Raw genomic sequence first — 19,132 nt, forward strand, 5'->3', positions numbered from 1 at the left:
GCAGTTGTTGTTATCTTTAACACTTTAGTATAGATAAGAACCATAACATTTAGTAAAATGTCAGAGCACGATAACCTGCAAGATGCAGACGGAAAGAAAGCCACAGAATCAACACCAGAAAAGGCAGAAAAAATAACTTTAGAAAATCAATCTGAAACCAATTCTAAAGAATCAATAGAAACCCCAGAAACAGCGGTAGAGCATGATGCTGTAGATGAAAATGATGAGGAGAAGGTTTTAAATGAGATCGAGGAATCTAATGCTGAAGATGCCGAAGATGAAGGCAACAAAGACCGACACCGAATAGAGCATAAAGAATATGATAAAATGTCTCTTGAGGCATTGACAGAAGAGCTAGAAAAACTTGTGAAGAGTGAAAAGGTTCAAGCTATTAAATCGCATGTTGAAAATATACGTTCTGAATTTAAGTCTAAATTTCATTCATTACTAGAAGAGAAAAAAGAAGAATTTTTGAATGATGGTGGTAATGAGATTGACTTCTATTACTCCAGCCCTATCCAGAAACAATTTAAGGAGATTTACAAAGAATACCGTAGTAATCTCAATGCACACTATAAAAATATTGAGAGAAATCTTAAAGACAATTTAGCCAATAGATTGGAAATAATTGAAGAGATTAAAGGGCTTTTCAATGTTGAAGAAAACATCAACACAACCTATAAACACTTTAAAGAGCTTCAAGACCGATGGAAAAATGCAGGTCCTATTCCAAGAGATAAGTACAACAATGCTTGGAATAGTTATCATCATCATGTTGAAATGTTCTATGATTTCTTGCATCTAAATAGAGATCTACGCGATTTAGATTTTAAGCATAATCTGGAACAAAAAGTTAAAATTATTGAGCGTGCCGAAGAATTAGCTGAAGATGATGACCACAACAGAGCTTTCAGGGAACTTCAAGCATTGCACAAAATGTGGAAAGAAGAATTGGGACCCGTTGGAAAAGAACATCGTGAAGAAATTTGGGAACGTTTCAAGGCCGCTACCAAAAAGATAAATGATAAACGTCAAGCTTATTTTGCCGAATTGGATAAGGTTTATGAAAAAAACCTTGAAATCAAACATGAAATCATAGCAAAAATAGAAGCCATAGCTGATAAAGGTGCAAACTCCCACAATGCTTGGCAAAATAACATCAAAGAAGTTGAAACTTTAAGAAATGAATTTTTTGGAGCTGGCAAAGTTCCTATTAAGGTGAATGAAGCTACTTGGGCAAAGTTTAAAGATGCCGTAAGAACATTTAATAGAAACAAAAACGCCTTTTACAAAGATTTAAAAAAGTCGCAATACGAAAACCTTCAGAAGAAGCTAGACTTGATAAAAATTGCAGAAGACAACAAGGACAGTGATGATTTTGACACCACGACTCCCTTGATGAAGAAAATTCAAAGTGATTGGAAAAAGATTGGTCACGTTCCGCGAAAAAACAGTGATAAAATTTGGAAACAATTTAAAACAGCCTGTAATCACTATTTTGATAAGTTACATGCCGCCAAAGATGCTGCTAATGCAGAAGGTAATGAGGCTTATGCTGAAAAAATAAAATTGTTGGATAAATTAAAAGGTTTATCATTATCTGGTGACAAAAAAACAGATTTAGAAGCCGTTAAAACTTTTATCTCTAAATGGAAAGAAGCAGGTAATGTACCACCACATAAACGTTATATTGAAGGTAAACTCAATAAAGCACTAGATGCCACATTTAAAAAACTCAAATTGAATTCCAAAGAGGCTGAACTCATAAAATTTGATACTAAATTAGATGTGCTCAATAACGCAAGTGATTCAAGGCATTTAGATAATGAGCGATCATTTATACGTAAGAAAATAAAAGACGTAAAAGCTGAATTAAATCAGCTTGAAAATAATCTACAGTTTTTTAGTAATGTTAATGATGATAACCCACTTGTTCAAGATGTGCATAAAAATATTGAAAAACACAAACAAGACCTTGAACTCTGGAAAACTAAATTAGATAAGATTAAAGAGCTTTATTAAGCAACCATAATCAAACAAAAAACGAAATCCCGCTTGATAGTTTTAACACTACAAGCGGGATTTCAGTTCTAACTAAACTAACTAAATGGTTGCTTTCCCAACTATACGCAACCAACTTTACCAAAATGACACTTGAGAAGAATCTCTATGATTATGCTATTAATCTACTTATGAAACGTGTCATTTATCATATATACGAACAGAATTAATTTTTGGATGTTTTTAAGTAAAAATTATATTTTTTTCGCTTCTTCCCTTTTGAAATATTTGAAAATCACAAGATTTTCTAATTACTTATTTCGGTAATCGCTTCGCTTCTTCCCCTTTGAAATATTTGAAAATCACAAGATTTTCTAATTACTTATTTTGGTAATCGCTTCGCTTCTTCCCTTTTGAAATATTTGAAAATCACAAGATTTTCTAATTACTTATTTCGGTAATCGCTTCGCTTCTTCCCAAAATATATCCATTTCAGATAGAGTCATATCTTTTAAATTTTTATTTAACTCTTTAGCTTTTGATTCTAAATATTGAAAGCGTTTTGAAAACTTTTTATTAGTACGCTCCAATGCATTTTCAGGATTAATATTTAAAAATCTAGCATAGTTCACCATTGAGAACATAACATCTCCAAACTCATTTTCAATATTATTTCTATGGCCTTTTTTAACTTCCTCCTGCAATTCATTCAATTCCTCCTCTACTTTTTCCCATACTTGATTGGGTTCTTCCCAATCAAAACCAACACCCGCAACTTTATCTTGTATCCTGTTTGCTTTAACTAGAGCTGGTAAACTGTTTGGCACGCCTTCTAGCACACTTTTTTTGCCTTCTTTGAGTTTTAAATTCTCCCAGTTTCGTTTAACGTCTTCTTCGTTTTCAACTTTAACATCACCATAAATGTGTGGGTGCCTACTGACTAGTTTATCACAAATACTGTGGCACACATCAGCAATATCAAAATCATTAGTTTCACTACCAATTTTTGAATAAAAAACAATATGCAATAAGACGTCACCTAGCTCCTTTTTAACTTCTTGTAGATCATTATCTAAAATAGCATCTCCTAGCTCATAAGTCTCTTCAATAGTTAAATGCCTTAAGCTTTCCATGGTTTGCTTTTTATCCCAAGGGCATTGCTCCCTGAGTTCATCCATGATGGTTAATAATCTGTCAAAGGCTTTAAGCTGATTGGCTCTTGAATTCATGCTTTTAAATTTTTCTAAAATTACAATTAAAATAGTATTGCCAATTGATAATAAACAAAAAAATCCAGCTTATGCTGGATTCTAATATTATCTATAATAAATGCTTTTACTCTTCTTCTTCTGAAGTAACAACCGCTTCTTCAAAATCTAGCATATCATTTTTTTGAAGTAAGTTATACCACTGTATTATTTTTTTAATATCACTGGCATAAACGCGATCTTCATCATAGTCAGGTAACACTTCGAAAAAGTACTCTTCCAATTTATCTTTACTTTCTTTATGACTAACCGCAGTCTCACCACCATTTTCCTTTTCTTTTATAAGAGTAAAAACTTCACGCAACGGTTTTTCTTCAGTAAGCGTATAAATAGCTATTTCGCTCAAAATACTCACATTATGATGTATACCAACAGACATACGCTTTCTATCAATCATCGATTCTGCAATAAACCCACTACGTGTTTGGGCAATCATCTTATACAATCCTGGTTTACCTGCTATTGACAATACTTTATCTAAACTCATATTATTTTTTTAAAGAGGGCAAATATCTTTTGTTTGCAATTGTTATACAAATATTATCGTTTCTTTTTTTGGTTTGGAAAACGCATTTTATAATCAACGCTTATTTTACCTTTTGAAATATTGGAAAGCTTTCCTTTTATTAAGCGTTTCTTCAAACTAGATAACTTATCAGTAAACAAAATACCTTCAATATGATCGTATTCATGTTGGATAACTCTTGCGACTAATCCTTCAAAGGTTTCTGTATGTTTTTCAAAGTTTTCATCGTAATATTCAATAGTAATTTTAGGCTTTCTAAAAACATCTTCCCTAACGTCAGGTATACTTAAACACCCTTCATTGAAAGCCCACTCATCTCCAGTTTCTTCAATAATTTGAGCATTAATAAAGGTACGCTTGAAATCTTTCAAGTATGCTTGTTCTTGCTCATCTAAACCAGTATCTTCAGCAAAAGCTGATGTATCAACCAAAAACAAGCGAATATCTAATCCTATTTGTGGTGCAGCGAGTCCAACTCCATAAGCATTATACATAGTTTCATACATGTTATCCAAAAGCCCTTGAAGATTAGGGTAATCTTTTGTGATGTCTTTTCCTTTTTTCTTTAAAACAGGATCGCCATAGGCGACTATAGGTAATACCATTCTCAAAAATTTCTTTTATTGGTCGCAAAAATACAATACTTATAACGTAAATACATAAAAAAACTCCTTTAAATAAAGGAGTTTCAAAATATTATGGGTATGGTTATACTTGGTATATTAACAAGCAATACGTTTTTCTTTAATTATAAACAGACCAGCTTCACCTTTAAGCTTAAGACTGATTTTAGTATTAAGTATATCTTTCTTTTTAGCAGCCACTTCTTTATAAGTTGAAGCTTTGTCAGTTTTAATAACTTCTACCTTCAATTCTGGCTTTTTAGTTTCAACATTTGATTGAGCTTGAACTCCAGAGAAACTTAAAGCGATGAATAAAAATATAAATAAAAACTGTTTCATTGTCTTATTGTTTATTAATTGAGACATGACAAATATATATATCAACAAAAGCTGAAACAGAAATTATTTGATGAAAACAGGCGAAAAATCGATGATAAGACAAAACCGTGCATTTCATCGATAAACGTACTGTTTTTAAACCTTTACAGCGTGCATTTCATCGATAATGCATTTTTTAGGAGTCAAAACCTATTTAGAATACAGGTAATTTTGAAGTATGAGAGTAGCACTTATTTCATCAATCAAAGCCTTATTTTGACGTTTCTTTTTAGACAATCCACTATCTAACATAGTTTGAAATGCCATTTTTGACGTAAAACGCTCATCTACACGTTCTATAGGTATGTCTGGTATAACATTTTGAAGTTTTTTTAGGAAAGGAATAATTAAGGCTTCGCTTTCTGATGCTTCATTGTTCATTTGTTTAGGCTCACCTACCAAGAATAAATCTACCTGCTCCTTTTGAACATAATCTTTTAAGAAGTTTATTAAATCTTTGGTATCAACTGTCGTAAGACCAGAAGCTATTATTTGTAACTCATCGGTAATAGCGATACCTGTTCTCTTTTTCCCATAATCTATAGCTAGAAGTCTTCCCATATTATGCAAAATTACGATTTTAAACTAGCATAAAAAACTCCTGTTTCAAATACATTTTAGTTCATTCTTTTTATTAAAATCAAATACTAAAGGTATATTTGTAATTCATTTCTAATTAGTTCTCGATTTCATGAAACAACTTCAACAGATTATAGAAAACGCTTGGGAAGATCGTTCCTTATTAAGCAATAGAGTTACCATTGATAGCATAAGAAGTGTTATTGATTTAATTGATGCTGGAACCTTAAGAGTAGCAGAACCTACCGAATCTGGATGGCAGGTGAATGAATGGGTGAAAAAGGCCGTTGTATTATATTTTCCTATACAAAAAATGGAAACCTTTGAAGTAGGCATTTTTGAATACCATGATAAAATACCTTTAAAAACCGGTTATCAAGAAAAAGGCATCAGAGTTGTTCCTCATGCCGTTGCGCGTCATGGTGCTTACATTTCAAAAGGGGTTATTATGATGCCAAGCTATGTGAATATTGGTGCATACGTTGATGAAGGCACTATGGTTGACACATGGGCAACTGTTGGCAGTTGTGCTCAAATTGGTAAAAATGTACATCTATCTGGTGGTGTTGGTATTGGAGGTGTTCTGGAGCCGTTGCAAGCAGCTCCTGTTATTATTGAAGATAATGCCTTTATTGGCTCAAGGTGTATTGTAGTTGAAGGTGTAAAAGTTGAGAAAGAAGCCGTTTTAGGTGCCAATGTAGTCCTTACGGCATCCACGAAAATAATTGACGTAACTGGTGATGAACCAATTGAAACCAAAGGTGTTGTACCAGCTAGGTCTGTGGTTATTCCTGGAAGCTATACCAAATCTTTTCCGGCAGGTGATTATAATGTACCTTGTGCTTTAATCATTGGTAAGCGAAAGGAAAGTACCAATAAAAAAACATCCTTAAATGATGCGCTTCGGGAATATGATGTAGCTGTTTAAATGAAAATTCTTGTTATACAACAAAAAATGATAGGTGATGTGCTTACAAGCAGCATTTTGTTTGAAGCCTTGCGTGAAAAGTATCCAAATGCTAAACTGGATTACTTAATAAACACACATACTTATCCCGTTGTAGAAAACAATCCTTTTGTTGATAATTTTGTGTTCTTAACAAGAACAGAAGAAAACAGCAAGATAGCACTTTATAAGTTTGCTAAACATATAAAAAATCTTAATTATGATGTGGTTATTGATGTTTATTCTAAAATATCAAGTAATCTTATAACCCATTTATCTGGAGCTAAAACAAAAATATCCTATCACAAATGGTATTCAGCATACATATATCACTTTAATATTAAACGGCTTACAACAACAAATTTAGATTGTGGATTAGCCATAGTTAACCGTATGCAGCTTTTAGAGCCTTTAAAGATATCTTTTAAAGAGATTAAACCTAAAATATACCTGACTAACCACGAGCTTGAAAACAGTAAATCATTTTTATTAAATAATGGTATTGACTTTAATAAGCCTTTGTTTATGATTAGTGTTTTAGGCAGTGGTCACAACAAAACATATCCATTTGATTATATGGCGCAGGTTATTGACCAAATAGCGGAAACAACAAACGGTCAAATTCTGTTCAATTATATCCCAAATCAAGAAACTGACGCCAAAGCCATTTATGAAAAATGTAAACTAACTACCCGAAAACTAATTTACTTTGATGTATTTGGTAAAAGCCTACGAGAGTTTCTAGCACTAACTGCCCATTGTGATGCCGTAATTGGTAATGAAGGTGGCGCCACAAACATGGCTAAGGCATTACAAGTTAAAACTTTTACTATTTTTTCACCTTGGATTGACAAAGACACTTGGAATTTATTTGAAGAAAAAGGCTTCCATGAGTCGGTTCATTTAAAAGATTTTGAACCGAAAACTTACATAAACAAATCTGAAAAAGCTCTGAAACCACAAGCAGAAAAGTTATATACGAAATTTAAACCCGCTTTTTTTAAAGAACAACTTAATGTGTTTTTAAAGCAAACTAATTAGTAATATGTCAAAAATTTCTGCTTTAATAATTACTTACAACGAAGCAATACATATTGATGCACTAGTTAATAATTTGGATTTTGCAGATGAACTAATTGTAGTTGATAGTTTTAGCAATGATGGTACTTTTGAGAAATTACAAGATTGTGAGCATGTAACTGTCTATCAACATAGATTTAAAAATTTCCCAAATCAAAAGAATTTTGCTTTGAGTAAAGCTAGCCATGAATGGGTTTTGTTTTTAGATGCTGATGAACGACTAACTGAAAGTTTACGAGCAGAAATAATTCATAAAATGGCCAATACTAGTCAAAACATTGTGGCTTATTATGGATTTTTTCAATATTACTTTGGTGATAAACCCATCCGGTTTAGCGGATTCCAAAGTGCCAAATCATTTCGGTTGTTTAAGAAATCGGTTTGTAAATATGATGAGAATAGACCTGTTCATGAACGATTAATAGTTGATGGTAATACTAGCGTACTTAATAACAAAATTTTGCACTATAGTTTTAGAGATTACGAACACTACAAAGATAAGATGACACAGTATGCTAAACTGAAAGCAGCGCAACTTCATGAAAATGGTAAAAAAGTTAATCTTTTGGTGAAGTATGTAAAGATAGCATACCGCTTTTTTAACCATTACATCATGCGACTAGGTGTTTTGGATGGCAAGATTGGTTATCAAATATCAAAATTAAACGCTTATGAAGTCAAAAAGCGTTATGATGAACTGGCGCGTTTAAATAAACTCACCCTATCTAAAAAGTAATTTCTTTTTTAAAGCTTTCTTTCGTTTTATTTTGTCTTGGAAAGCATTAATATAATGCCATAGTTTGGAATAAAATTCCTCATAAGAAACACCATAAAGTTTTGCATACTCATCACTCATTACTTTTACCAAACTATCTTGGATGGTTAAACGTGATAAGTTTTTTATTCTCGCTTGCAAATCCATCGGTTCAAAACGCATTCTGTTCAAATCAACTAAATAGAATTCATAAACACCATTATCTATCTGAATTAATGTATTGCCAGGCGAATGATCCAAGAAATTTATCCCTTTTTCATGTAACTCAAACGTGAATCTAGTAAAAGCACGCAATATGGCTTCATGATTGGGATAATTTAGATCTGTAGTTAATTCTCTATAAGTTAAGTCATATGTTAAGTGCTCACTGATATAATAACTTTTTTTAAAGAGAACAGGCGTCTTGAATTCGTAATAAGCAATGGGTTGAGGCGTTCCAACATTTAAATTATTAAGCTTGTTTGCGTATTCAAAGGATCTTTGCGCCTTACTTTTCCTAAAAAACTTATACGCCAATTGGTTGATAGCATTAGGAATTTTAAACGATTTGATATTAATAGTCTGACCGTTTAAATCAAATAATTTTAATGAATTGCGATCCTGATTTCCAAAGTTTTCACCAGAATTATCGAAGTTTTTTATGAATGATGTCAATTGCTGCTCATCCTCTTTAAAAGCTTTGTTTATTGCGTAATTCATGATGCAATATTACAATATAATTTCGTTTTAATTGTCAATATAATTAGCCGTTATTAGCTATTTTATCTAATTTGCAAAAAAGTTTTTAATGCACAACATTTGTTTGGAATCACATAATATTGACAACCTTTACTTTGGGTTTGGTCAGTTTAATTATAATTTAATTAAGGCTTTGGCGTCACAAAGTGACATTTTGGAAGCCATGGAATTAGATTTAACACTCATTACCAAACAACCAGATGAACAAAAAGCTATATTCGGAAATAATTTCAATTATATAAAATACCATTCCTTACTGCGTAAGCAACCATTCAGAATCAGAAAAAAATTTGATCTATGGCATTCACTTAATCAAAATACCAAAGTTGAGCCGTTTTATAAAATTCCTTATCTATTGACAGTTCATGATGTAAATTTTATGGAAGAACTTGAAGGTAAGAAATTAAAAAAAAGGCAAAAGCTTTTCAACAAAAAACTAAAAAGATGCCATGCTATCACCTACATTTCTAATTATGCTAAAGAAATGACGCATAAATACTTTTCTATTCCAGAGGTTGATGAATATGTAATTTATAATGGAAGCCCTGAAAAAATAACTGTTCCCGAAAATTACAAACCTCAATTTGACCCAGAAGGCCTCTTTTTATTTACCATTGGTGAAGTGCTAGAAAAAAAGAACTTTCATACACTTGTTGAAATGATGGTTCATTTACCAGAATTAAAACTTATAATCTCTGGTAAAAACACAACAGATTATGCTAATTTTATTAGGAATGAAATTGCAAGACTAAAACTTGATGGACGCGTATTTTTGACTGGTAAAATAAGTGAATTTGATAAAGCTTATTATCTTGAAAACTGTTATGCATTTTGCTTTCCTTCGCTACGTGAAGGATTTGGAATCCCACCAATTGAAGCAATGAATTATGGCAAGCCGGTTTTTCTCTCCAATAAAAGTTCATTACCTGAAGTAGGCGGTGAACAAGCTTTTTACTGGGATAATTTTGACTCTAGTTATATGGCAAAAACATTTAGAAATGGCATGGACCTATATAGTTCTCAATCAGAAAATTTCAAAGAAAGTTTAATGGCTCATGCTCATTCATACTCTTGGGAAAAAACAGCCAATGCCTACTTGGATGTTTATAAGACCTTACTTAAATAAATGCTTAAAATATTGTCCGAAATTCTTCTTGGCAATGTACATTTTTGAAGGCATTACAGACTCAAGGTTAATGTTTTTTCTAATTTCATCTATTGTTTCACCTTCACAAAACTCAAGAGACTTCCACTTTTCTGGTTCAATATAAAAAAAGTCTTCTCTGCTTTTATAATTTGATTTATTAGTAGTACGCCATTTCTCAAGAAAGGCGTTTTTATCTTGTACTTCAATATTATGTCCCCAATTATCCAATTTTAGTTCTAATTCCTCTTCATCTCTTGCAATACTTTCATGAAGTAAAATGTTTTGAGTATAGACTATTCGCTTTCTAGTGTTACGAGCCACTTTATAATTCGGATAATTGGTTGCCATGATACCTCTTGTAGGCTCCTTTACGTATAAAACACCTTTATCTGTATATTTATATAAGTTAATCAAATAAGCTGCTATTTGAATATTATTTTTTTCAGGGTTATTCAAATAACTGTCATAACGTCTTAAGTCTTTTACATACTTACCAAAATCTACAAAGTATTCATCACTATCAACTTGAACTAACCAATTCCCAATACCCATTTTTAGAGAAAGCATATGACGCTCCCTATTATCATTTTCTATAGCTATTAAACTAGAATCATAGAAATCATCCTTGTATAATTCAATTTTATTATCAACATCAAATTCCTTAAGCCATTGAAAAAAATTTGGATCAACATCAAAAACTTCACCAGACCATGTTCTATTTTTATGATCCATAGCAACAAAAATGGCATCTGCATCTTGGTATACAGGTGGTATAGATTTTTTTAGTTTTTCATAATCATAAGAAAGTAGAAAACCGACGTGAATTTTTTTCATGTAATATTTTTTACAAATATAGTTTAAGACATAGAAATAACTACTTTTGTCTTATAAATTATAGCGAAAATGCCAGTTCTTACCGTAATAATGCCTGTATATAATGGTGAAAAGTTTATAAAAGAATCCATTGACAGCGTATTAAATCAATCTTTTAGCGACTTTAAACTTTTGGTATTAAACGACAATTCCACCGATAACACCGCAGCTATTTTAGAAAGCTATGAAAGACAGGATGAACGTGTTTCTGTAATTACCAAAACTAAAAATGAAGGTCCTGCAAACTTAAGAAATGAGGGCATAGAAAAATCTAAAACAGAGTTTATTGCCTTATTAGATGCAGATGATATTGCGCAACCATCTCGTTTTGAAAAACAAGTTGATTTTTTAAATAAAAATCCAGATATAGGTGTTTGCGGTACTTGGTTTACTTTTTTTTGTGAAAAGAAAAATAAAACGGTTAAACACGCAGTGACTCATGATGAGCTAAAAGTTCAGTTCTTACATAGTTGTGGTATTGGAAATCCAACAGTAATGTTTAGAAAATCAGCACTTGGTGATTTAAGGTTTGAGCACCAATACGTACCTGCCGAAGACTATGGTCTTTGGAGCCAATTACTAGCGAGAACCAAATTTCATAATCTACCAGAATCGTTATTATTATATCGTTGGCACGATAGTAATATTAGTCAAACAAAAGTAGAGAACTTAAGGAAATCAGAGCGTTTAATAAAAATTAAACAGTTAGAACATTTAGATATTTCATCAAACAATCCAGATATTGATTATTATTTAAATGCTGTTAGCTTAAAAAGAAAACAGTCAGCCGATTCTTTGATTAAAACTATTAAAGCCTCACATAAACTACTTGAATTAAATAACACTAAACAATACTATAACCCCGAAATTTTCAAACAGCACATTACCAGAACAATTGTAAGAAGCATTAGAAATACCAAACATAAAGATATGTCTTTTTATAGGTTTGTAAAAAACGAATCGCGCTACTTTAATTTCATGTCTAGACTGGATAAAGTCACACTGCTGATAAAAAGCCTATTTTAAAAATCTTAATTTAATAAGACGCCTATAATATTTGAATTTATTTTTCATGTCAGCATTCTTAAAATAATCAGCCATAAAATCAAGGTGTTCTTTGCTTAAGTCTTCTCCTGCATATTTTAATTTCAATATTTCAAATGCAGCGGCATTACCCAAGGATCTCAATACTTTTTTGATATTCTGTGTTTTTGATTCGGGTACTAAATCTGTTACTTCTTTTAGATTTTTATATGAAGAATAATTCTTAAACAGATTAGACTTTAGTGAATAAACACCACCTTCATGTACGCGATAAACAGCACTTATAAAATTTAAAAACACTCCATAACTGTCTTTTAACAAAAGGATATATAATGAATTATCTTTAAATCTTTTTAAGGAAAAAAGTGTATCAAAATCCAATGCACTCTTTCTAAATAAAGCCGTTAATGTATATGTGCAGTAAGGTCTGAATATATTATGGTAATCCAGCTTTATTTTTTTTTGTTCAAAATTAAAGTCTGTATCTCCAAAGCTATTTCCATTAAAAATCTTATAGTCAGTCCAAGTGATATTACAATCACCCTTTAATTCCATAAAATCTACTTGCTTTTGCAGTTTATTAGAGTCAATCCAATAATCATCGCCTTCACAAAAAGCTATATATTTCCCATTTGAAGAAATTAAGTTGTAGAAATAATTAAATTTCCCAGTAGGAGCTCCATTAACTTTTATATTATTTTCCCTGTGATGAAAAAATAATCTAATTTTTTCAGGATACTTGTCCGCGTATTCAATACAGATTTTTCTTGTATTATCATTCGAAGCATCTTCACCCAGTAATATCTCATAATCAAAATCAACAACCTGATTTATTAAACTGTCTAAACATTCTCCAATATATGGTTCATGATTGTAGGTTTGTACACAAATTGAAACAAGTGGTTTTTTAGCTACTTGGTTTTTGTAAACTTCAACTTTCTTTTTTTGATATTTACTTAAAAACGCTTCACTACTAGTTACCATCATCAGTTTTTCTGTAGAATTTAGCCGGACTACCATACCAAATTTCATCTGCTGGAACATCATGTCTTACTTGGGAACAGGCTCCAATCTCAACATTTTCACCAATAGTTACAGCTGGCATGATAACCACGTTAGCTCCAAATTTACTGTTACGCTTTAAAACACCTGTTTTTTTCTTATCATTTTCGTTTAAATTAGGCGTGTCAGTTACCACAAAGCCATATTTCATTATTACATCATCTTCAACAATTGTATTTGCAGATAAGGTACACCTACTACCCATAGAAACACGGTTTCCTAATTGGCAATTATCTCTTATTTCACAATAAGAAGTAAAACTACAATTATCTCCAACTACAGCATTTTTCCCAACTTTGGTATAGGTTCCAATTTTGGTATTTGATCCAATTTTTGAATTTTCAAGTATCATGGCATAATTTTCAATAACGGTATTATCACCAATTTGGACGCCATCTTCAATCACACAGAACGCTCCGATTTTAACATTTTGCCCTATTTTGGCTTTTTTAGAAATAACTGATGTACTCATTTTTATTCTTATTTTTTATGTGGACTTGGTACGCCCTTTGGTTTATTTAAGTAATTTTTTGACTGAATAATTTTTGCTGGAATTCCAGCTAATGTGGTGAACTCATCAGTAAAATTTTTGTTCACCATGGCGCCAGCACCAACAATGGTATTATTTGGGACAAAAATATTAGAGGAAATAATTGAAGCACTTCCTAAAAAACTTCTATCTCCAACTACAGCATTTCCAGCCAAACTAACATTATTTGCCATATGAACATTCTCGCCAACTTGAGCTCCATGTCCTATTTTAGTTCCGTGTGCAATTACAGTTCCATTTCCTATTAAAGTTGTTTCAGATAATGATCCCCGGACAATAGTAACATCAGTTGCAATATGGCAATTTGATTCAATTAGTACATTTCCTATTTGTGGTTGTTTTACCCTTTTTCCTTTTTCATCCCAAATCCAAGCTAATCCTGCAGCACCAATGCAACTATGACTATCTATAAAAACACTCTCTTGTATTTGTGTGTTTTCATAAATAACAACATGACTTTTTAGAGTAACGTTATTTCCTATCTCACATTTTTCTAAAACACAATAGGGACCTATACTAACATTCTCTCCTATTGTTGTTTCCGGATGAATAATAGCCGTAGGATGAATAATAGCTGATTCCAATTTAACAAGCGTAGAGCATATTCTATAATGCACTAACTGTGGATTCTCAACTATAATGAGTGTATTCTTTGAATCTGTCTTTTTGTTAGTAATGATAATGCTATCCTCAATTGCTGGAACATTATCGGAATCATTAACAAAGTACAAACCGTTTTTTATGAGTTTTTTTAAGCTAGCTGCTTTATAATCCAATTGGTAATTAGGATTATGCAACTCATAATTGATTTCATTACTGTTTAAAAATTCCAAAATAGATTCTAAATTCATGAAATGGTCTTTAAAATAATGCTCGAAATTCTATTAACTTCTGAAACAGTCAAATCGAAAAACAAAGGTAAACATAATATTCTTTTAGAAATAGATTCAGCTATTGGCATTTGCTCGCCTTTTAAATAGCCTACAGTATTTAAAGATGGATAAAAATAGCGTCTAGGAAATATTCTATCTTTATTTAAAACTTCAATTACCTTTAAAACCAATTCTTCAGATTCAAAAACTACAGGAAAATATGCACAGTTATAATCAGTGTTTTCAGTAATTTCTTGAAATTTTAATAAACTATTGCTTTTGAGGTTTGAAAGATAGGATTCATACAAAAGTTTCCTTTTACTGAAAATAGAATCCATGTAAGGAAAAACAGCTAAACCCATAGCTGCTTGTAGTTCACTCATTTTGGCATTAATCCCAATCCCATGAAAATCTTCGGGTCCATTGTGTCCAAAATTATGATGATAGTATAACTTGTCATATAAATCTTTATCAGTTGTCATCATAGCACCGCCTTCACCAGTATGGAAAATTTTGGTAGCATGAAAACTACAAGTACTCACATCACCAAAATTAAAAATACTCTTTCCTTTGTAATTAACTCCAAAACAATGGGCTGCATCATAAATAACTTTCAAATTATGCTTTTTGGCTATTACTTCAATTTTATCAACTTCACATGGATTTCCAAAAACATGGGTTGCGAGAATAGCACTTGTCTTATTCGTGATTTTTTCTTCAATTTTTGATACATCAATATTGAATGATTCTGAATCAATATCAACAAAAACTGGTTTGCAATTCTCCCACGCAATCGTTGAAGCTGTTGCTATATAACTAAATGGAGTTGTAATAATTTTTCCTGAAAGTCCTAAAGCTTTTATGGCTATTTGTAATGGAAGTGTTCCATTAGTAGTAGCTATAATATTTGAAATCTTATAAGTCGTTTTTATCTTATCTTCAAGTTCTAAAACCAATGCTCCCCTATTAGTTATCCAGTGTTTGTCCCAAGCGGATTTTAATATATTATGATATTCCTTTTGCTTTGGCAAAAAAGCTTTAGTTACATGAATCATTTATAAAATTTAGATTAGATTTTAGTTGACATAAATACAAATATAACTGTTTGTTATTGCTTACCAATTATTATTTTTGCCAATATGACGCAAGAGCTAAAGCATTCATTAAACGTATTAAAAAAGCATGGGTTGCTTTTATATCCTACTGACACCATTTGGGGAATAGGTTGTGATGCTACAAATGCAGAGGCTGTAGCAAAAGTTTATAAACTAAAGCAGCGAGAAGAAAGCAAAGCACTTATTTGTTTGGTTTCTGATATAGAGACACTTAAAACTTACGTGCAAGATATTCCAGAAACGGTGTTGGAGTTGCTTTTTCAAGCCAAAAGACCAACAACCATTATTTACAATAACCCTATTTTATTAGCTAATAACTTAATCGCTAATGACAATACCATTGCCATTAGGTTGGTTAGTGACGGATTTGCCCATGAACTTATAAAGGAGTTCAAAAAACCCATAGTCTCGACATCTGCGAACATCAGTGGCATGCCTGCTCCAAAATCCTTCAAAGAAATACATCCAGACATTTTAAAAGGTGTGGACTATGTTGTAAATTTGCACGATGAAAAAGTAGATGCCAGACCATCAACTATTATTAAGTTGAATTTGGATGGCAAAATAGAGGTTATCAGAGAATAATATCTCATTCCCAATTACTGAAAAATCTTAATACGAGTTAGTTTTGAGCTAAATGAATTACAAAAAAGCGTTAGAACATCCCATTTTTAAAATCATTTCAGAAACTACTGAAACACTTCAGATTGACAGCTATGTTATTGGAGGCTATGTACGAGATTATATTCTAAAACGAAATCAGCATAAAGACATTGATATCGTTGCAGTTGGTAGCGGCATTGAATTAGCCAAAGCCGTTGCAAAAAATTTGCCTAATTCACCTAAAGTTCAAGTTTTTAAAACCTATGGTACAGCCATGCTGCGTTATGAAGATATTGAAGTTGAGTTTGTTGGTGCTCGTAAAGAATCTTACAGGGAAGATAGCAGAAATCCTATTGTTGAAAATGGTACACTTGAAGATGATCAAAACAGGAGAGATTTCACAATTAATGCACTAGCCTTAAGTCTCAACAAAGCTGATTTTGGGCATTTATTGGATCCTTTTGATGGCGTTCAAGATTTAAATGATAAATTAATCCGTACACCTCTAAATCCTGATATAACCTATAGTGATGATCCACTGCGCATGATGCGTGCCATTCGCTTTGCTACACAATTAAATTTCACAATTGAAACTGATTCTCTTGATGCCATTACAAGAAATAGTGAACGCATAAAAATCATTACCAACGAACGCATCGTTGTTGAACTTAATAAAATTCTGGAATCAAAAAAACCATCGAAAGGATTTTTATTACTAGAAAAAACGGGTTTATTAAAACATATTCTTCCTGAATTAACCGCTTTAAAAGGAATTGATGAAATTGAAGGTCAGCGTCATAAAGATAATTTTTATCATACACTTGAGGTAGTTGATAATATTTCAGAGAATACTGACAATCTTTGGCTTCGTTGGGCAGCTTTACTGCATGATATTGGTAAAGCACCCACTAAAAAATTTGACAAAAAAATAGGTTGGACCTTTCATGCCCATGAATTTGAAGGCTCAAAAATGGTATATCGTTTATTCAAACGACTTAAAATGCCTCTGAATGACAAAATGAAGTTTGTACAAAAGATGGTTTATATGAGTTCAAGACCTATTGTTTTAGCAAATGATATTGTTACAGATTCTGCTGTTAGACGCCTAATATTTGATGCTGGCGATTATGTAGATGATTTGATGACGCTATGTGAAGCTGATATTACAACTAAAAATCCAAAGAAGTTTGAGAAATATCATAACAATTTTAAAATTGTTCGTGAAAAAATTGTTGAAGTTGAAGAGCGTGATCGGGTAAGAAATTTTCAACCTCCAATTTCGGGTGAAGAAATCATGAAAACCTTCAATTTAAAACCTTCTCGAGAGATAGGTATTATCAAAGAATTTATAAAAGAAGCCATTCTAGAGGGAGAAATTCCTAACGAGTATCAAGCAGCTTACAACCTCATGCTAAAGGAAGGTGAAAGACTTGGTTTAAAAGTGACTAATTAAATGGTAATAGTTAGCCGAACAAATTCTGAAAATGCAGATTTTAAACTTCTTGTGAAAGAACTGGATGCTTACTTAAAAATTACTGATGGTGATGAACATGATTTTTACAATCAGTTTAACAATATTAATGTATTAAAACATGTGGTCATTGCTTACCAAGATTTGAAACCAATTGGATGTGGTGCTTTCAAGGTTTTTGACAGTCATTCTATTGAAATTAAACGCATGTACACCAGACCTGAATTCAGAAAATCTGGTGTTGCTGCAAAAATTTTATTTGAACTAGAAAAGTGGGGCAAAGAATTGGATTATGATACTGCTATTTTAGAAACAGGTAAACGACAAATTGAAGCAGTGACTTTTTATAAAAAGAATGGCTATTATATTGTTCCTAACTATGGTCAATATATAGGAATGGATAATAGTCTTTGCTTTAAAAAAGAATTTAAATATTATGAAAAAGGATAACAAAAAGGTTATTTATTGGCTGCTAACAGGATGCGTACTCATCTTTATCATGGTTGTTGTTGGTGGCATTACCAGGCTAACACATTCAGGATTGTCCATATCAAACTACAAACTCATTTCGGGTACCATTCCACCTATGAATGAGGTCGAATGGCAAGAGGCATTTGATTTGTATAAGCAATATCCTGAATACCAAAAACTCAACAATCATTTTACATTAGATGATTTTAAAGATATTTATTTCTGGGAATGGCTACATCGTGTTATCGGTAGATTTATAGGAATCGTTTTCTTTATACCTTTTCTGTACTTTTTATTTACGAAGCAACTTTCAAAACCAACAATTAAAAAATCGATTGTTTTAATGGCTTTGGGTAGTTTCCAAGGTTTTTTGGGATGGTACATGGTAAAGAGTGGATTGGTTGACAATCCTGATGTTAGTCACTATAGATTAGCAGCACATTTAACTACTGCCTTTTTAACATTTGCTTATACTTTTTGGGTTGCTCTAGATTTAATGTTTCCTAATAAAAAAGAAGTCAATATCAAGTTTAGAAATCTCATAAGATTAGGAATGCTTGTCTTACTCATCCAAATTATTTACGGTGCATTTGTTGCGGGTCTGGACGCTGGTTTTATACACAACGTTTGGCCATTTATGAATGAAGGCAAACTGATTCATGAAACCGTTTATATTGAACAAAATCCAGTTATCAAAAACTTCTTTGAAGGCAAAAGTGGTGTTCAATTTATTCACCGTACATTAGCCTATGTAGTAGTTACCTTTATTTTGATTATCTGGTTTAAGGCAAAAAAAATGTCGCTTACGTCGTATCAACTTAAAGGTGTTAACGCATTATTCATATTAGTTGGCCTACAATTTCTATTAGGCGTTTTGACCTTAATTTATGCAGTTCCTGTTTGGTTAGGTGTTACTCATCAAATAGGTGCTTTTTTCCTTTTAACTGCTATGACCTTTACCCTTCATCGCTTTAGTAAATAACTAAAATTAGTTACATTTGCACCAGAAA

General features: G+C 31.9%; 21 protein-coding genes. 10 read left to right on the forward strand and 11 right to left on the reverse strand.

Features of this window, described 5'->3' with window-relative positions; translation table 11 throughout:
• The first annotated feature begins 57 nt into the window (after positions 1-57).
• Positions 58-2,022 (forward strand): DUF349 domain-containing protein, encoded by a 1,965-nt coding sequence (locus HGK31_RS11945; protein ID WP_191860235.1) that lies wholly within the window; start codon positions 58-60, stop codon positions 2,020-2,022.
• Between the two features lie 428 nt (positions 2,023-2,450).
• On the opposite strand, the gene mazG is transcribed toward HGK31_RS11945, so the two are convergent.
• The 5 genes from mazG to ruvX form a co-directional block, all read right to left on the reverse strand.
• Positions 2,451-3,230, reverse strand: a complete 780-nt coding sequence (gene mazG / locus HGK31_RS11950) for a nucleoside triphosphate pyrophosphohydrolase (protein WP_104736280.1) — start codon at positions 3,228-3,230, stop codon at positions 2,451-2,453.
• Between the two features lie 106 nt (positions 3,231-3,336).
• Positions 3,337-3,756 (reverse strand): DUF5606 family protein, encoded by a 420-nt coding sequence (locus tag HGK31_RS11955; protein ID WP_191860236.1) that lies wholly within the window; start codon positions 3,754-3,756, stop codon positions 3,337-3,339.
• A gap of 53 nt (positions 3,757-3,809) precedes the next feature.
• The gene (gene def, locus HGK31_RS11960; RefSeq protein WP_191860237.1) at positions 3,810-4,400 is read right to left on the reverse strand and encodes a peptide deformylase; all 591 of its coding nucleotides are present in this window, start codon (positions 4,398-4,400) and stop codon (positions 3,810-3,812) included.
• Positions 4,401-4,517: 117 nt separating this feature from the next.
• A complete protein-coding gene (locus tag HGK31_RS11965) occupies positions 4,518-4,757 on the reverse strand; it encodes a hypothetical protein (RefSeq protein ID WP_191860238.1) in 240 nt (79 codons plus the stop codon).
• Positions 4,758-4,946: 189 nt separating this feature from the next.
• Positions 4,947-5,357 (reverse strand): Holliday junction resolvase RuvX, encoded by a 411-nt coding sequence (gene ruvX, locus HGK31_RS11970; protein WP_104736276.1) that lies wholly within the window; start codon positions 5,355-5,357, stop codon positions 4,947-4,949.
• Between the two features lie 130 nt (positions 5,358-5,487).
• On the opposite strand from ruvX, the gene HGK31_RS11975 reads away from it, so the two are divergent.
• From HGK31_RS11975 to HGK31_RS11985, 3 genes are read left to right on the forward strand one after another with little or no spacing between them, the layout of a single operon-like run.
• Positions 5,488-6,303 (forward strand): 2,3,4,5-tetrahydropyridine-2,6-dicarboxylate N-succinyltransferase, encoded by an 816-nt coding sequence (locus HGK31_RS11975; protein WP_104736275.1) that lies wholly within the window; start codon positions 5,488-5,490, stop codon positions 6,301-6,303.
• Positions 6,304-7,362 (forward strand): glycosyltransferase family 9 protein, encoded by a 1,059-nt coding sequence (locus HGK31_RS11980; RefSeq protein WP_191860239.1) that lies wholly within the window; start codon positions 6,304-6,306, stop codon positions 7,360-7,362.
• A 4-nt stretch (positions 7,363-7,366) separates the two neighbouring features.
• Positions 7,367-8,137, forward strand: a complete 771-nt coding sequence (locus HGK31_RS11985; RefSeq protein WP_191860241.1) for a glycosyltransferase family 2 protein — start codon at positions 7,367-7,369, stop codon at positions 8,135-8,137.
• Here HGK31_RS11985 and HGK31_RS11990 read toward each other — a convergent pair.
• Positions 8,123-8,875, reverse strand: coding sequence for a lipopolysaccharide kinase InaA family protein (locus HGK31_RS11990; RefSeq protein WP_191860242.1), 753 nt, complete (start codon positions 8,873-8,875; stop codon positions 8,123-8,125). The genes HGK31_RS11985 and HGK31_RS11990 overlap by 15 nt on opposite strands.
• An 88-nt stretch (positions 8,876-8,963) precedes the next feature.
• Here HGK31_RS11990 and HGK31_RS11995 point away from each other — a divergent pair, with 88 nt between their 5' ends.
• Positions 8,964-10,040, forward strand: coding sequence for a glycosyltransferase family 4 protein (locus HGK31_RS11995; RefSeq protein WP_191860244.1), 1,077 nt, complete (start codon positions 8,964-8,966; stop codon positions 10,038-10,040).
• Here HGK31_RS11995 and HGK31_RS12000 read toward each other — a convergent pair.
• Complete coding sequence (locus tag HGK31_RS12000; protein WP_191860246.1) at positions 10,029-10,895, reverse strand: hypothetical protein; 867 nt, start codon at positions 10,893-10,895, stop codon at positions 10,029-10,031. The two genes, HGK31_RS11995 and HGK31_RS12000, sit on opposite strands and share 12 nt — an antisense overlap.
• 69 nt (positions 10,896-10,964) lie before the next feature.
• Here HGK31_RS12000 and HGK31_RS12005 point away from each other — a divergent pair, with 69 nt between their 5' ends.
• Entirely contained in the window at positions 10,965-11,960 is a 996-nt protein-coding gene (locus HGK31_RS12005; RefSeq protein ID WP_191860247.1) for a glycosyltransferase, read from the forward strand.
• Here the strand turns inward: HGK31_RS12005 and HGK31_RS12010 are convergent.
• From HGK31_RS12010 to HGK31_RS12025, 4 genes are read right to left on the reverse strand one after another with little or no spacing between them, the layout of a single operon-like run.
• Positions 11,952-12,998: a glycosyltransferase gene (locus HGK31_RS12010; protein ID WP_191860249.1), complete on the reverse strand. Its 1,047-nt coding sequence runs from the start codon at positions 12,996-12,998 to the stop codon at positions 11,952-11,954. The genes HGK31_RS12005 and HGK31_RS12010 overlap by 9 nt on opposite strands.
• Positions 12,952-13,512 carry a DapH/DapD/GlmU-related protein gene (locus tag HGK31_RS12015; RefSeq protein ID WP_104736267.1) on the reverse strand — a complete coding sequence of 187 codons (561 nt, stop codon included), beginning with the start codon at positions 13,510-13,512 and terminating at the stop codon, positions 12,952-12,954. Before HGK31_RS12015 ends, HGK31_RS12010 begins: the two co-directional genes overlap by 47 nt.
• A gap of 8 nt (positions 13,513-13,520) precedes the next feature.
• A complete protein-coding gene (locus HGK31_RS12020) occupies positions 13,521-14,441 on the reverse strand; it encodes a hypothetical protein (RefSeq protein WP_191860251.1) in 921 nt (306 codons plus the stop codon).
• On the reverse strand, positions 14,438-15,517 hold the full coding sequence (locus HGK31_RS12025) for a DegT/DnrJ/EryC1/StrS family aminotransferase (RefSeq protein WP_191860253.1): 1,080 nt from the start codon (positions 15,515-15,517) through the stop codon (positions 14,438-14,440). The genes HGK31_RS12020 and HGK31_RS12025 overlap by 4 nt, the downstream gene beginning before the upstream one ends.
• Before the next feature lie 84 nt (positions 15,518-15,601).
• On the opposite strand from HGK31_RS12025, the gene HGK31_RS12030 reads away from it, so the two are divergent.
• From HGK31_RS12030 to HGK31_RS12045, 4 genes are read left to right on the forward strand one after another with little or no spacing between them, the layout of a single operon-like run.
• The gene (locus tag HGK31_RS12030; protein WP_191860255.1) at positions 15,602-16,162 is read left to right on the forward strand and encodes an L-threonylcarbamoyladenylate synthase; all 561 of its coding nucleotides are present in this window, start codon (positions 15,602-15,604) and stop codon (positions 16,160-16,162) included.
• A gap of 52 nt (positions 16,163-16,214) precedes the next feature.
• Complete coding sequence (locus HGK31_RS12035; protein WP_191860256.1) at positions 16,215-17,633, forward strand: CCA tRNA nucleotidyltransferase; 1,419 nt, start codon at positions 16,215-16,217, stop codon at positions 17,631-17,633.
• Positions 17,634-18,101 carry a GNAT family N-acetyltransferase gene (locus HGK31_RS12040; RefSeq protein ID WP_191860258.1) on the forward strand — a complete coding sequence of 156 codons (468 nt, stop codon included), beginning with the start codon at positions 17,634-17,636 and terminating at the stop codon, positions 18,099-18,101.
• Positions 18,088-19,104 carry a COX15/CtaA family protein gene (locus tag HGK31_RS12045; protein ID WP_191860260.1) on the forward strand — a complete coding sequence of 339 codons (1,017 nt, stop codon included), beginning with the start codon at positions 18,088-18,090 and terminating at the stop codon, positions 19,102-19,104. Before HGK31_RS12040 ends, HGK31_RS12045 begins: the two co-directional genes overlap by 14 nt.
• The last annotated feature ends 28 nt before the right edge of the window (positions 19,105-19,132 follow it).

It is taken from the genome of Hanstruepera ponticola, assembly GCF_012931685.1.
GTDB classification, from domain to species: Bacteria; Bacteroidota; Bacteroidia; order Flavobacteriales; family Flavobacteriaceae; genus Hanstruepera; species Hanstruepera ponticola.

What these genes read in the sequence shown, in the direction of transcription:
- HGK31_RS12045 (WP_191860260.1), top strand. Translation starts at nt 18,088, where the DNA reads ATGAAAAAGGATAACAAAAAGGTTATTTATTGGCTGCTAACAGGATGC.
- HGK31_RS12015 (WP_104736267.1), bottom strand. Translation starts at nt 13,512, where the DNA reads ATGAGTACATCAGTTATTTCTAAAAAAGCCAAAATAGGGCAAAATGTT.
- HGK31_RS12025 (WP_191860253.1), bottom strand. Translation starts at nt 15,517, where the DNA reads ATGATTCATGTAACTAAAGCTTTTTTGCCAAAGCAAAAGGAATATCAT.
- ruvX (WP_104736276.1), bottom strand. Translation starts at nt 5,357, where the DNA reads ATGGGAAGACTTCTAGCTATAGATTATGGGAAAAAGAGAACAGGTATC.
- HGK31_RS11995 (WP_191860244.1), top strand. Translation starts at nt 8,964, where the DNA reads ATGCACAACATTTGTTTGGAATCACATAATATTGACAACCTTTACTTT.
- HGK31_RS11985 (WP_191860241.1), top strand. Translation starts at nt 7,367, where the DNA reads ATGTCAAAAATTTCTGCTTTAATAATTACTTACAACGAAGCAATACAT.
- HGK31_RS12005 (WP_191860247.1), top strand. Translation starts at nt 10,965, where the DNA reads ATGCCAGTTCTTACCGTAATAATGCCTGTATATAATGGTGAAAAGTTT.
- HGK31_RS12035 (WP_191860256.1), top strand. Translation starts at nt 16,215, where the DNA reads ATGAATTACAAAAAAGCGTTAGAACATCCCATTTTTAAAATCATTTCA.
- def (WP_191860237.1), bottom strand. Translation starts at nt 4,400, where the DNA reads ATGGTATTACCTATAGTCGCCTATGGCGATCCTGTTTTAAAGAAAAAA.
- HGK31_RS12040 (WP_191860258.1), top strand. Translation starts at nt 17,634, where the DNA reads ATGGTAATAGTTAGCCGAACAAATTCTGAAAATGCAGATTTTAAACTT.
- HGK31_RS11975 (WP_104736275.1), top strand. Translation starts at nt 5,488, where the DNA reads ATGAAACAACTTCAACAGATTATAGAAAACGCTTGGGAAGATCGTTCC.
- HGK31_RS11980 (WP_191860239.1), top strand. Translation starts at nt 6,304, where the DNA reads ATGAAAATTCTTGTTATACAACAAAAAATGATAGGTGATGTGCTTACA.
- HGK31_RS12030 (WP_191860255.1), top strand. Translation starts at nt 15,602, where the DNA reads ATGACGCAAGAGCTAAAGCATTCATTAAACGTATTAAAAAAGCATGGG.
- HGK31_RS11965 (WP_191860238.1), bottom strand. Translation starts at nt 4,757, where the DNA reads ATGAAACAGTTTTTATTTATATTTTTATTCATCGCTTTAAGTTTCTCT.
- mazG (WP_104736280.1), bottom strand. Translation starts at nt 3,230, where the DNA reads ATGAATTCAAGAGCCAATCAGCTTAAAGCCTTTGACAGATTATTAACC.
- HGK31_RS11990 (WP_191860242.1), bottom strand. Translation starts at nt 8,875, where the DNA reads ATGAATTACGCAATAAACAAAGCTTTTAAAGAGGATGAGCAGCAATTG.
- HGK31_RS11945 (WP_191860235.1), top strand. Translation starts at nt 58, where the DNA reads ATGTCAGAGCACGATAACCTGCAAGATGCAGACGGAAAGAAAGCCACA.
- HGK31_RS12010 (WP_191860249.1), bottom strand. Translation starts at nt 12,998, where the DNA reads ATGGTAGTCCGGCTAAATTCTACAGAAAAACTGATGATGGTAACTAGT.
- HGK31_RS11955 (WP_191860236.1), bottom strand. Translation starts at nt 3,756, where the DNA reads ATGAGTTTAGATAAAGTATTGTCAATAGCAGGTAAACCAGGATTGTAT.
- HGK31_RS12000 (WP_191860246.1), bottom strand. Translation starts at nt 10,895, where the DNA reads ATGAAAAAAATTCACGTCGGTTTTCTACTTTCTTATGATTATGAAAAA.
- HGK31_RS12020 (WP_191860251.1), bottom strand. Translation starts at nt 14,441, where the DNA reads ATGAATTTAGAATCTATTTTGGAATTTTTAAACAGTAATGAAATCAAT.